Below are 12,938 nucleotides of genomic sequence, written 5' to 3' on the forward strand. Positions count from 1 at the left end.
CGGGCGGGCAATGCCAATACCCCGCACGAGACACGCCTCGGGCGGCATGTGGCCGCGACGGGGTGTTCCGCGATGCCGGATGGCGCGCCCTACCTCGGGAACTCCAGTCCCATCTCACGATAGCGCTCGGGGTCGTCGGACCAGTTCTCGCGCACCTTGACGAAAAGGAAGAGGTGCACAGGACAGCCGGCGGCTTCGGCGATGTCGGCGCGCGCCGCCTGGGAGATCGCCTTGATGGTGCGTCCGCCCTTGCCGAGCACGATCATCTTCTGGCTGTCGCGTTCAACGTAGATCGTCTGCTCGATGCGCGCGGAGCCGTCCTTGCGCTGCTGCCACTGCTCGGTCTCGACCGTCGACATGTAGGGCAGTTCCTCGTGCAGGCGCAGGAACAGCTTCTCGCGGGTGATCTCGGCGGCCAGCATGCGCATCGGCAGGTCGGAGGCCTGGTCTTCCGGATAGAGCCAGGGACCTTCCGGCATCGCCTTTGCGAATTGCTCCATCAGGCGGTCGAGGCCGGAACCGGTCTGCGCCGAAACCATGAAGGTCTCGTCGAAGGGGACCATGGCATTGGCGGCCTCGGCCAGCGCCAGCAGCTTGTCGCGCTTGGTGACGTCGATCTTGTTGAGGATCAGGACGCGCGGCAGCTTCACGTCGGCGAGCGTCTTGAGGATGTTCTCAACCGCCTCGGTGATGCCGGTGCGCGCGTCGATCAGGAGCGCCACCACATCGGCGCCGCGCGCGCCGCCCCAGGCCGTGTCGACCATGGCGCGCTCGAGACGGCGTTTCGGGCGGAAGATGCCGGGCGTATCGACGAAGATGATCTGCGCCGCGTCGTGCATGGCGATGCCGCGCACCAGCGCGCGCGTCGTCTGCACCTTGTGGGTGACGATCGACACCTTGACGCCGACAAGCGCGTTGAGCAGCGTCGACTTACCTGCGTTGGGGGCGCCGATCAGCGCGACGTAGCCGGCCCGCGTCGGGCCGTCGCCATGGCCCTTGGTTTCGCTCGGCAGGGCGGCCGCGTCCTCGTCGTCAATCCTGTCGTCGGATTCGGGGCGATCGGTCACGTCTTGTCTGTCTCCGTCAAAAGGCCTTCGCGCTTCAATACGGTCTCTGCCGCGCGCTGCTCGGCGATGCGTTTGGATCCGCCGCTGCCCGAAGCCACGTCCTCGCCGTCGATCTCCACCTTGACGGTGAAGAGCGGCGCGTGGTCGGGACCGCTGCGGTCGGTCATCGTGTAGCGCGGGGCGGGCTTGCCGCGTCCCTGCGCCCATTCCTGGAGCATGGTCTTGGGGTCTCGCAGCGGACCGGCATAGCTGGTCATCCGCCCGCCCCAATGACGCTCGATGAGAGTTTGCGCCGCCTCGAGCCCGCCGTCCAGATAGACGGCGGCGATCACCGCCTCGCACACGTCGGCGAGGATCGCCGTCTTGCGCTTGCCGCCGGTCTGCTCCTCGCTCTCGCCAAGCACGAGCGCCTCGCCGAGCGCCAGCTCGCGGGCGACGTCGGCGCAGGTCTCGCGGCGCACGAGCTGGTTCAGCCGGCGCGCCAGCTCGCCCTCGTCCGCCTTGGGAAAGGCGTGGTGCAGCATGGTGGCGATGGCGAGCCCGAGCACGCGGTCGCCCAGGAACTCAAGCCGCTGGTAGCTGGCGTCGGGCGCGTTGTTCTTGGCCGTGGCGCTGCCATGGGTGAGCGCGCGCGTCAGCAGCATGGGGTCGTCAAAGCGGTGACGCAGCCGGTCCTGAAGTTCCGCCTGCGCCTTCTTCTGGCGAGTGTGCGAGGTCATGGTGCGCCGTCCCGGCTCACAGTGTCTTGAACAGGCGGTTCCAGCGCACCGTCCACGGCCATTCCCAGAACATCCAGGCCGAGGCGTCCTCGTCGACGGAGAAGAACAGCATCTCCGCCCGGCCGACGAAATTCTCGAACGGCACGTAGCCGACGGCCGAAAGAACGCGGCTGTCGGTGGAGTTGTCGCGGTTGTCGCCCATCATGAAGTAGTGGCCCGGCGGTACCTTGTAGACGCCGGTGTTGTCCCAGGTGCCGCGCGGCGTCAGGTCGAGCGTCTCGTAGCTGACGCCATTGGGCAGCGTTTCCCTGAAGCGCGGCACGCGGCGCACGGCGCCGAAGGTGTCGGTGGTGATGAAATCGTCGATGCGGGTGCGCTCGACGGGCGTGCCGTTGATGTTCAGCACACCGTCGATCATCTGGATCTCGTCGCCGGGAAGGCCGATCACGCGCTTGATGTAGTCGGTCGAATTGTCGGTCGGCAGCTTGAAGACGGCAACATCGCCGCGCGTGGGCTCCGTCGCCCAGACCCGCCCGTCAAAGGGTACGAGACCATAGGGGAAGGAATAGCGCGAATATCCGTAGCTGTACTTCGACACGAACAGGTAATCGCCGATCAGCAGCGTGTCCATCATCGACCCGGAGGGAATGTTGAACGGCTGAAACAGCAGGGTGCGCACAACGAGCGCGAGGAGCAGGGCCTGCACGAGCACCTTCACGGTCTCGTAGACGCCGCCTTCCTTGGCTTTCGAATTGTCGGACACGCTCATCTTTTCCTTCGCGAAGTCCCGGTCAGGCCAGGCAGTCAGGCCGGCGGCGCGCGCGCAAGGCACGCAGCCGGCAATCGGCCGCCGGTCATCCGGCGGAAGGACCCGGCCACAAGGCCGCCAGCCGGCGCGCCGAATGCTGGGCCCTGGGAGGCGGCCGACATCGTGCGCAGACAGACTTGGCTTTTAGCGGCAAGCCACTGGAGACGCAATGGCACAAGCCCCGGGAGCGGCGCGAAGCCGGGATGCGCCGTTCAGTCCGTTGCCGGATCGCCGCTCAGCGGCTCCGGCCAGTCGACCGGCCAGGCGCTGATCACCACGAAGGCCTGCGCCAGCGGATCGTCGTCGGTGATCGTCAGGTCGATGCGCGCCGCGAACCCGGTCGGCACCATCGAGGCGAGGCGGCGCGCCGCCGAGCCCGTCAGCAGCATCGTCGGCTTGCCGGACGGCAGGTTCACCACCCCCATCTCGCGCCAGTTGACACCCATGCGAATGCCGGTGCCGAGCGCCTTGGAGCAGGCCTCCTTGGCGGCGAAGCGCTTGGCGTAGGAGGCCGCGCGCATCCGGCGACGGTCGGAGCGCGCCCGCTCCTCGGCGGTGAAGACGCGGTTGACGAAGCGCTCGCCGAAGCGCCCCAGGGTCTTTTCGATGCGGCGGATGTCGATGAGGTCGGATCCGATGCCGATGATCATGGGTCAGGCGGCTCCCGCACCGGTCCTGGCCTCGTCCATCAGCCGGCGCATCTCGTGGATCGCCGCCTCGAGCCCGATGAAGATTGCCTCGCCGATGAGGAAATGGCCGATGTTGAGCTCGGCGATCTCCGGGATCGTGGCGATCTCGCCGACCGTGTCAAAGGCGAGCCCATGGCCGGCGTGGATCTCCAGCCCCATCTCGCGACCGAGCCGCGCGGCGCGGGCGATGCGGGCACGCTCCGCCGCCGCCTCGTCCAGGCGAGCGTCGTTGAAGAGATCGCAGTAGCGCCCGGTATGCAGTTCCACCACGGGCGCGCCGAGCCGGACGGCGGCCTCGAGCTGGCCCTCGTCGGCCTCGATGAAGAGCGAGACGCGGGCGCCGGCCTCGCCGAGCCGCGCCACGATCGGCCGCAGGTGCTCGATCTGGCCGCGCGCGTCGAGACCACCCTCGGTGGTGCGTTCCTCGCGCTTCTCGGGAACGATGCAGGCGGCGTGCGGGCGCGCCTTCAGTGCAATGGCGACCATTTCCGTCGTGGCCGCCATCTCGAAATTCAGCGGCAGGGCGATGTCCCGCGACAGGCGCTCGATGTCGCTGTCGATGATGTGCCGGCGGTCCTCGCGCAGATGCGCGGTGATGCCGTCAGCGCCGGCGCGCGCCGCCAGTTCCGCTGCGCGCACCGGATCGGGAACGCGCCCGCCACGCGCGTTGCGGACGGTTGCGACGTGGTCGATGTTGACGCCGAGACGCAGGCGCTGGCTCGTCATTCTTCTGGCTCCCGGGAAATGGCTGCCGCGCCGCGCGCCGGGCACGGGCGGATGATCTGCGGAAGGCCGAATATGCTGCCTTGCGGCCTAGCTGTCGAGATCGGAGCTCGATGCAGCCGCCGCCGCCAGGTCAGACTTGCGGCGCCCGGCCGCCAGCCGGTGGGCACGGGCGCGCTGATAGGTGCGCACGCTGTAGAAGACGACAAAGTAGAACAGGGTGCCGGCGATAAGCCCGAGCGGGACCGAGCCGATCAGCATCGGCTTGATCAGCGGCAGGATCACGTCGATCGATTTCTCCAGCACGCCACCGCCAAGATGCCGGTTCATGTCGCCGGTCGACAGCGTCTTCGCCTCACCATAGGCGACCCAGGTGCCGACCTTGTAGGTCGTGGCCCAGATCAGCGGGAAGGTGAGGGGATTGCCGACGGCCGTGCCAAGCGCGGCGGCGAGCATGTTGCCGCCGATGATGTAGGCGATGACGAAGCTCAGGATGAAATGCAGGCCGATGAAGGGCGTGAACGAGGCAAACGCGCCGGCGGCGAAACCGAGCGCGATGGCATGGGGGCTCGCCGTCAGCCGAAGCACGCGCTTGGAGAAATAGCGCGCCGAGCGCATGAAGCTGTGCCGGGGCCACACGGCGACACGCAGGCGTTCAAGATGGCTCGGTTTGTTGCGGCGTTTGAAGAGCATCGTGCCTTGATTCGTTCTCTGGGGCCGGTGCTGCCAGCCGATGCGGGCAGGCGTGCCTGCCACTCGTTGCGTCTCGCGGGACCCCCGCCGCGGATGGCGGGGGGCCGATCAACCGATCACCCGCGTCACCCCCGCGACATTGGACTTTGCCCTGAGCTGATTCATGATCCGCGTCAGGTGCTTCAGGTCCCATACCTCAAGATCGATGAGCATTTCATGAAAATCGCTGGCATGGCGGATCAGTTTCAGGTTGTCGATGTTGCCGTCGAGATCGGCAATCGCGCCGGCAATGGTCGCAAGCGACCCGGGTTCGTTCAGGGCGGAGACGTTGATGCGCGCGGGGAAACGGTCATGCCGGTCTCCCGCCATGTCCCAGCGCACGTCGAGCCAGCGGTCGGTTTCGTCCTCGAACGCCTGCAACGCCGTTGCCTGTATCGGGTATATGGTGACGCCAACGCCCGGTGTCAGGATGCCGACGATGCGATCTCCGGGAACCGCGCCGCCCTCGGGCGCGAAGGAGACCGGAAGATCCCCGGCCAGGCCGCGGATCGGCAAGGCCTGGCGGCCGCCGTCGCTCTCGTCTGAATCGGGCACGCGGAACTTCATGCCGCTACCGGATTCAAGGTCGAACCAGCCGGGCTCGGACCCCACCTGCGACGGCGTGACGCGGTCGTCGCGGTAGTCGGGATAGATCGCGGAGACCACCTCGTGGGCGCGCATCTCGCCACGCCCGACGGCGGCAAGCATGTCGCTTGCGTGGGTGAAGCCGAGCGGCCCCAGCGCCCCGGCGATGAGTTCGTCGGTGAGCGTGTGACCGGCGCGCAGGAAGGCGCGCTCCAGGATGTGACGACCGAGAGCGCCATACTGCTGGCGCGCCGACTCGCGCGTCGCCCGGCGGATCGCGGCGCGCGCCTTGCCGGTGACGGCGATCGTCTCCCAGGCCGGCGGCGGCGTCTGCGCCTGGCTGCGCACGATCTCCACCTCGTCGCCATTCCTCAGCTCGGTGACCAACGGCATGATCTGGCCGTTGATCTTGGCGCCGACGCAGGTGTTGCCGATGTCGGTGTGGACCGCATAGGCGAAATCGATGGGCGTGGCTCCGCGCGGCAGCGCGATCAGCCGGCCCTTGGGCGTGAAGCAGAACACCTGATCGTGGAACAGCTCCAGCTTGGTGTTCTCCAGGAACTCCTCCGGCGTGTCGCCCTGCGACAGCAGCTGGATGGTCCGGCGCAGCCAGTCGTAGGCGCGGCTTTCCTCGTTGTGCTTGGCGATGTTGCGGCCGCCGAACTCTCCGTCCTTGTAGAGCGCATGCGCGGCGATGCCGTATTCCGCCACCCGGTCCATGGCCGTCGTGCGGATCTGCAGCTCGACGCGCTGGCGGCTGGGACCGACGACCGTGGTGTGGATGGAGCGGTAGTCGTTCTGCTTCGGCGTCGACAGATAGTCCTTGAAGCGACCGGGAACCGCCGGCCAGCTCGTGTGCACGACGCCAAGCACCCGGTAGCAGGCCTCGACGGTGCCGACGACGACGCGGAAGCCGTAGATGTCGGACAGCTGCTCGAAGGCAACAGATTTCATCTGCATCTTGCGGAAGATCGAATAGGGGCGCTTCTCCCGCCCCTTGACCACGGCGGAGATGCCGCGCTCCTCAAGTCGCGTGACAAGATCGCGCTCGATGTCGCTGATGAGACTCTTGTTCTTCTCCTCCAGCGCCGAAAGCCGATCGACGATTGTCGAATAGGCTTCGGGGTAGAGCGTGCGGAAGGAAATGTCCTCCAGCTCCTCGCGCATGTCGTGCATGCCCATGCGCCCGGCCAGCGGCGCATAGATCTCCATCGTCTCCTCGGCGATGCGCCCGCGCTTGTGCTCCGGCATGTGATGGAGCGTGCGCATGTTGTGCAGCCGGTCGGCGAGCTTGACCAGAAGCACGCGCACGTCGTCGGCGATGGCCAGCAGCAGCTTGCGGAAATTCTCGGCTTGCTTGGCGCGCTTGGAAACGAGGTCGAGGCGCTTGATCTTGGTCAGCCCGTCGACGAGCTTGCCGATCTCCGGGCCGAACAGCCGGTCGATCTCGTCGCGCGTCGCGGTCGTGTCCTCGATGGTGTCGTGGAGCAGGGCGACGGCAATGGTCGCCTCGTCGAGCCTGAGGTCGGTCAGGATCGCGGCAACTTCCAGGGGATGCGAAAAGAAGGGATCACCGGACGCGCGAACCTGGCTGCCGTGCTTCTGCATGGCATAGACGTAGGCCTTGTTGAGCAAGGCCTCATCCGCGTTCGGATTGTACCGCTGGACCCGTTCGACGAGTTCGTATTGCCGCATCATCGCGGTGGCGCCTCACCCTGCGACACGGCCGGCAGAGGCTTGCCCGGCGGACCGGCGCGGCTGCGCCATCCACGAAGGTCGCCAGCCGGCCGGGCACGTTTTCAGATGCCGGATCGGGACGCTCAGATGTCGTCCTTGCGCTCCGGCGGAACGAGGCCTTCCAGGCCGCGCAGAAGATCTTCTTCCGACATGCGGTCGAATTCGACCGAGGAATCGTCGACCGAGTTCACCTCGGTTCCGCCGCGCTGAGACGCGTTCGGCACCATCGGAACGGCGTCGGCCTCGGGCTCGTCGACCTCCACGTACTTCTGGAGCGAGTGGATGAGGTCTTCCTTGAGGTCTTCGGGGCTAACGGTCTCGTCAGCGACCTCGCGCAGGGCAACGACGGGGTTCTTGTCGTTGTCGCGATCTATGGTCAGCGGCGAACCGTTGGAAATCATCCGCGCCCGATGGCTCGCAAGCAGCACCAGTTCGAAGCGGTTATCGACCTTGTCGATGCAGTCCTCGACCGTCACGCGCGCCATTGGCAGTCTCCATGTCCTAGTGATCTCGGCAAGCGGCGATATGTACTGTGTCGCACCGCGGAAGGCAACCCTGCCGCACCGCCGGACGTCAAGGTTTTTCGCCCGCAGCCCGCTCCGCGCGGCGGGCGCGGTCACGAGCCCTCCCGAGGCGGCTTTTCTGCTCCTTGGCACATGAGAACCGACCAGGCGCGAAGGGGGGGGCAGCGGTCGCCCGGCGCGGGGAGTTTCCGTCGCCGGCGAATATCCGTGGCGACCCGTAGGATTCATAGCCTTCGCCGTCATTGTTAAATCAATCACAGGTATCGGCGCAGCAAGTTCCCTACAAATATTGACTTTTTTTAGTGGAATTATCAACGCTTCGTTTACACTGTTTTCAGTGGTTACCGCATTGAACTTAACTGAAGTTCTGGGCCATGCTTGTGTTTTAGCCGGGCTCTTTCCCCATTCGCGGTCAAGTTGTGTTGCCGTCGCGACCCTGAATGGTGTAGGGGGACCCGATATCCGCATTTCCACTTGGAAACGTGGAACAACAAAAAAGAAGACGGCCCAGAAGAGGCCGTGTTCAGGGTACGTGTGGCCGGACAGTCGTTCGGGATGGCAGGTTTTCCACGTCGGATGCGAAGGCACTGGTGCGCGCTTTAAAAGCACGCGCGAACAGACTTTAGTCATGATTTGCTGGAGACTTCCCAGCGACGGATTCTGGAAGCCGACGTTACAGTGAAAGGTTTTGTACGTTATGTTCGACCCCCGCGAGAAGGTAGCGTTGTTCATTGACGGTGCGAATTTGTATTCGACCGCAAGATCTATCGGTTTCGATATTGACTACAAGATGCTGTTGCAGGAATTCCAGAAGACAGGCTACCTGCTGCGCGCTTATTACTATACTGCCCTGATCGAGGATCAGGAGTATTCGTCTATTCGTCCGCTGATCGACTGGCTTGACTACAATGGCTACAAGGTCGTTACCAAGCCGGTGAAGGAGTTCGTCGACTCCAGCGGCCGCCGCAAGATCAAGGGCAACATGGACATCGAGCTTGCCGTCGATGCCATGGAGATCGTCGAGCATGTCGATCACATTGTATTGTTCTCCGGCGACGGCGATTTCCGCTCGCTCGTCGAGGCGCTGCAGCGCAAGGGGCGCAAGGTGACGGTGGTCTCCACCCTGCAGACCCAGCCGCCGATGATCGCCGACGACCTGCGGCGCCAGGCCGACCACTTCGTCGATCTCGCGACGCTGGCCAAGAAAGTCGGCCGCGACCCCGCCGAGCGTCCCGCACGCCCGGTTGAGCGCGTGCGTCGCGCGGAGACCGAAGAGGACGACGACGACTATTGAGCGCGCCCTCCAGCATGTCCGCAGGCGCGCATCCGGCCGAGCCGGGGCGCGACTGTCCGCTCTGTCCACGCCTGGTCGCGTTTCGCGAGTTGCACCGCGAGCGCGAGCCGGGCTGGCACAACGCACCCGTGCCGACCTTCCAGGCTCGCTCGCCCCGGCTGCTGATCGTCGGGCTGGCGCCGGGCTTGCGCGGGGCGAACCGCAGCGGGCGTCCCTTCACGGGCGATTTCGCCGGCGATCTGCTCTACGAGACGCTGCTGGATTTCGGCTTCGCGACGGGCCGCTACGAGGCGCGGCCCGATGACGGGCTGAGCCTGGTCGACGCGGCGATCACCAACGCCGTGCGCTGCGTTCCTCCCGAGAACAAGCCGGTCGGCGCGGAAATCCGCGCCTGCCTGCCGTTTCTCACGGCGACCATCGAGGGCTATCAGGGGCTGGTGACGCTCGTCGCCCTCGGGCGCATCGCCCATGACGCGACGCTCTCGGCCCTCGGCCTGCGCCGTGCCGCCTATCCCTTCGGCCACAACGCGCGCCATGATCTGCCGAACGGCCTCGTGCTGTTCGACAGCTATCACTGCTCCCGCTACAACACGAACACCGGCCGGCTGACGCGGGAAATGTTCCGCAATGTCTTCGCCGATGTGCGCGCAACCGTCGACGCGGCTCCGGCGCGCGCCTGATCTGCCTGCCCTGCCTGAACGGCCGATCCTGCCTTGCTCCGACAGGGCCGGTGTCAGTCGTCGGCGGGGGCCCAGCCGTCGGGGCCCAGGTGGTCCTGCGGCTGGAAGCGGGCCTTGTAGTCCATCTTCGGCGAGCCATTGACCCAATAGCCGAGATAGACGTAGGGCAGCCCCAGCGCCCGCGCCCGCTCGATATGATCGAGGATGAGGTGCGACCCGAGGCTGCGCTCGGTCACCTCCGGATCGAAGAACGAATAGACCATCGACAGGCCGTCGCCGAGCACATCCGTCAGCGCCACGGCGAGCAGCGGGCCGTCGCCCCGCCCCGTGAGGAACGTATCCGGGCCGCGGCGGCGGTATTCGATCAGCTTCGTCTCAACATGGGTGTCCTCGATCATCATCGCGTAGTCGAGGACGCTCATGTCGGACATGCCGCCATGGGCGTGGCGTGCGTCGAGATAGCGGCGGAAGAGGCTGTACTGCTCGGAGGAGGGGGTCGGATCGAGCTCGGTCCCGACGACATCGGCGTTGCGTTTCCACACCCGGCGGAACGAGCGTGTCCAGTCGAAGTCGTCGACGCGGATGCGGATCGAGATGCAGGCTTGGCAATTCTCGCAGGCCGGACGATAGGCGATGTTCTGGCTGCGCCGGAAACCGCCCTGCGTCAGCACGTCGTTGAGCGGCTTTGCCCTCGATCCCACCAGGTGGGTGAACACCTTCCGTTCCTGCTGGTCTGGCAGGTAGGGACAGGGCGAGGGGGCCGTCAGGTAGAATTGCGGTGTATCTGTCGGGTGCCGCGTCACCGCTTTAACCTCTGCCTGTATGTCTCAAAGCATGGTGAAACCATAATACATTGGCGCAAGAAAAGTGAATGCCAACCAAAGAAGTACAGCAAGCGGCGCTCCTGCGCGAATGAAGTCGGAAAATCTGTAGTGGCCGGGACCCATGACGATCAGATTCGTCTGGTAGCCGATGGGCGTGGCGAATGAACTGTTGGCGGCGAAGATCACGCAGGTGACGAACGCCTCCGCAGGCATGCCCGTCTGGCGCGCCATATTCACCGCGATCGGGGTGAAGAGAACGGCCGTTGCGTTGTTCGACAGCAGGTTGGTGAGGCACATCACCAGCAGGTAGAGCGCCGAGAGCACCACCATGGGCGGCTGGCCCGCCAGCCTGCCGACGAGCAGGTCGGCGATGGCGCCGGCACCGCCGGTGACCTCGAGCGCCGACGCAGCCGCGATCGAGGCGCCGATCAGCATGAAGATGCGGCTGTCGACCGCGCGCAGCGCCTGGCGCACGTTGAGACAGCCGCCGGCAACCATCGCCATCGTCGCGGCCAGCGACGCGGTGACGATCGGCACCAGGCCGGTGGCGCTGGCCGACACCATCAGCAGGAAGATGACGAGCGCGCGCGGCGCCAGGCGGCGCGGCGGCAGTTCCGCCGCCGACCAGTCGAGCAGAAGCACGTCCCGGTTTGTCCTCAGTCCGGTGATTTCCGCGGCGCTGCCGGCGACGAGCAGCACGTCGCCGGGCTCCAGGCGGATCTCGGTCATCGCCATGCGCGGCATGCGCGAGCGCCGTTGCACGCCCATGACCACGCAGCCGGTCTCCGTGTGGAAGCCGCTCTGAGAGATGGTGCGGCCCGACAGACGCGAGGCCGGAGCGACGACGGTTTCCGCCAGCGTCAGCGAGCGTTGCTGGGCCGGTGGCGTTTCCGCCTCGCCCGCGTCGTCGCCATTGTTGCCCTCCGCCGCCATCAGCGGATGCCGGCGCGACAGCGCCGCCGTCAGAGCCGAGCGCGTGGCGGCGACGATCAGCGTGTCGCCGGGACGAAGCGTCACGTTCTCGAAAGGCGGCAGGATCGGCCGCTCACCGCGCTGGACGAGGCGCACGGTCATGTCCTTCAGCGCCGGGAACAGGCCCGCCATCGAGGTCTCGCCCTCGAGCGGATGACCGGCGGTGATCTGGATCTGGGCGATGAACTGCTTGCCCGACGAGGATTGCAGCTCGTCCGTCATCGAGCGCCGCGGCTTCAGCAGGAACGGCATGACGAACAGCACATAGACGCTACCGATGGCGGCGAGCGCGACGCCGAGGCCGGTGAAGCTGAAGAACGTGAGGCGCACGTCGCTGGTACGCGCGGCGACGTCGGCGACGAGGAGGTTGGTCGATGAGCCGATCAGTGTCGTCATGCCGCCGAGGATGGCAATGAAGGAGAGCGGCATCAGCAGCCGCGCCGAGGAGCGGCCCTGCGCCGCCGCCACCGCCGAGAGGATCGGCAGGAACATGACCACGACGGGCGTGTTGTTGAGGAAGCCGCTGATCACCGCGACGGCGATCAGGATCGGCACCGTGGCGAATGTGGGAAAGCGCTTCGTGGCGTTGACGATCATCTTCGCCGGCCGCTCCAGGGCGTTGGTCTGGAACAGTCCCTGGCCGACGATAAGCAGGCAGATGACGGTGATCAGCGCCGGATTGGCGAAGCCCGCCAGGATCTGCGCCGCGCCGAAGGGCGTGCCGCCCAGGTTCGCCGGAAAGGCGGTGAAGATCGCCAGGAAAGCGACGATCGATCCGAGTGCGATGGCCTCCAGCGCGAACCTTTCGGTCGCGTAAAGCACGATCGTCACGACGATCACCACGAGCGTGAGGATCATGGCTGGATCGGCTGGCATCATGCGGTCGGTCCGTATCCTCTTCCCGGCCATGCCCGAAAGGCACGGCCGCGGTGGTCGCGAACCTTAAGTTCTATCCCCCGCGCGCCGCTTCGCAAAGCCGGAATGACAGCGCAGCCTGCCGCGCGCACGGGAATGATTTTGCGCAAAACCCGTGATCAGCGCCAAACCGCGCGCCCGGATCAGCCGCGGGCGCGGTTGAGCACCACGGTGCCGAGGATGATGTCGTGCAGCAGGCGCTTCTCGATGTTGAGCAGGCTGACGATGAGAACCAGCGGCGTCAGCAGCGTCACGGAGAACCAGAACAGCAGCGCGTGGATGGCCGCGATCAGCATGTCCGGACGGCGACCGTCCATCATGCGCATGGTCAGACCCATGGCGCGCATGCCGGGGGTGGCGCTGGTCGCACCGCCGAGCGAGACCGCCACATAGACCAGCGCGACGGCGGGCCACAGGATGGGAAACAGCAGCCAGCCGAGCCCCAGAGTGAAGATGCCGAGGAAGAACACGAGCACGCAGGACAGCAATGTCACCGCGCCGATGAGAAAGGCGTCGATCACGAATGCGAAGACGCGGTTGGTGCGCACGGACGCGAAAAGGGCGGGGTCGGGCGCTGCCGTCGTCTCGTCCGGATATCCGTACTCCTGGCTCATTCTCGGTCCTTCTTGTCGCCGGGACGCATCGTCCCTGTCCCAATGAGATGGGAAG

General features: G+C 66.0%; 13 protein-coding genes. 2 read left to right on the top strand and 11 right to left on the bottom strand.

Features of this window, described 5'->3' with window-relative positions; all coding sequences use genetic code 11:
• Window positions 1-89: 89 nt before the first annotated feature.
• The 8 genes from era to rpoZ form a co-directional block, all read right to left on the bottom strand.
• Window positions 90-1,037, bottom strand: coding sequence for a GTPase Era (era, locus tag ACN0WF_RS10595; RefSeq protein ID WP_417772842.1), 948 nt, complete (start codon window positions 1,035-1,037; stop codon window positions 90-92).
• A 26-nt stretch (window positions 1,038-1,063) separates the two neighbouring features.
• Window positions 1,064-1,786: a ribonuclease III gene (gene rnc / locus ACN0WF_RS10600; RefSeq protein WP_417772788.1), complete on the bottom strand. Its 723-nt coding sequence runs from the start codon at window positions 1,784-1,786 to the stop codon at window positions 1,064-1,066.
• Between the two features lie 16 nt (window positions 1,787-1,802).
• Window positions 1,803-2,555, bottom strand: coding sequence for a signal peptidase I (gene lepB, locus ACN0WF_RS10605; protein ID WP_417772789.1), 753 nt, complete (start codon window positions 2,553-2,555; stop codon window positions 1,803-1,805).
• 251 nt (window positions 2,556-2,806) lie between these two features.
• Complete coding sequence (acpS, locus tag ACN0WF_RS10610) at window positions 2,807-3,244, bottom strand: holo-ACP synthase (protein WP_417772790.1); 438 nt, start codon at window positions 3,242-3,244, stop codon at window positions 2,807-2,809.
• Window positions 3,245-3,247: 3 nt separating this feature from the next.
• Window positions 3,248-4,009 carry a pyridoxine 5'-phosphate synthase gene (locus tag ACN0WF_RS10615; protein ID WP_417772791.1) on the bottom strand — a complete coding sequence of 254 codons (762 nt, stop codon included), beginning with the start codon at window positions 4,007-4,009 and terminating at the stop codon, window positions 3,248-3,250.
• A gap of 87 nt (window positions 4,010-4,096) precedes the next feature.
• Window positions 4,097-4,699, bottom strand: a complete 603-nt coding sequence (locus ACN0WF_RS10620) for a DUF2062 domain-containing protein (protein WP_417772792.1) — start codon at window positions 4,697-4,699, stop codon at window positions 4,097-4,099.
• Window positions 4,700-4,807: 108 nt separating this feature from the next.
• Window positions 4,808-7,021, bottom strand: coding sequence for a RelA/SpoT family protein (locus ACN0WF_RS10625; protein ID WP_417772793.1), 2,214 nt, complete (start codon window positions 7,019-7,021; stop codon window positions 4,808-4,810).
• A 122-nt stretch (window positions 7,022-7,143) separates the two neighbouring features.
• Window positions 7,144-7,545 carry a DNA-directed RNA polymerase subunit omega gene (rpoZ, locus tag ACN0WF_RS10630; RefSeq protein WP_417772794.1) on the bottom strand — a complete coding sequence of 134 codons (402 nt, stop codon included), beginning with the start codon at window positions 7,543-7,545 and terminating at the stop codon, window positions 7,144-7,146.
• 736 nt (window positions 7,546-8,281) lie between these two features.
• Between rpoZ and ACN0WF_RS10635 the strand changes: the two genes are divergently transcribed.
• On the top strand, window positions 8,282-8,878 hold the full coding sequence (locus ACN0WF_RS10635) for an NYN domain-containing protein (RefSeq protein ID WP_417772795.1): 597 nt from the start codon (window positions 8,282-8,284) through the stop codon (window positions 8,876-8,878).
• Between the two features lie 14 nt (window positions 8,879-8,892).
• Window positions 8,893-9,558, top strand: a complete 666-nt coding sequence (locus ACN0WF_RS10640; protein WP_417772843.1) for a uracil-DNA glycosylase — start codon at window positions 8,893-8,895, stop codon at window positions 9,556-9,558.
• A 53-nt stretch (window positions 9,559-9,611) separates the two neighbouring features.
• Here ACN0WF_RS10640 and ACN0WF_RS10645 read toward each other — a convergent pair whose 3' ends face one another.
• From ACN0WF_RS10645 to ACN0WF_RS10655, 3 genes are all read right to left on the bottom strand, one after another.
• On the bottom strand, window positions 9,612-10,361 hold the full coding sequence (locus ACN0WF_RS10645; RefSeq protein ID WP_417772796.1) for an arginyltransferase: 750 nt from the start codon (window positions 10,359-10,361) through the stop codon (window positions 9,612-9,614).
• A gap of 24 nt (window positions 10,362-10,385) precedes the next feature.
• Complete coding sequence (locus ACN0WF_RS10650) at window positions 10,386-12,233, bottom strand: SLC13 family permease (RefSeq protein WP_417772797.1); 1,848 nt, start codon at window positions 12,231-12,233, stop codon at window positions 10,386-10,388.
• 179 nt (window positions 12,234-12,412) lie between these two features.
• A complete protein-coding gene (locus ACN0WF_RS10655) occupies window positions 12,413-12,883 on the bottom strand; it encodes an RDD family protein (protein ID WP_417772798.1) in 471 nt (156 codons plus the stop codon).
• Window positions 12,884-12,938: the final 55 nt, after the last annotated feature.

Source organism: Stappia sp., from assembly GCF_048268045.1.
Taxonomy (GTDB): Bacteria; Pseudomonadota; Alphaproteobacteria; order Rhizobiales; family Stappiaceae; genus Stappia.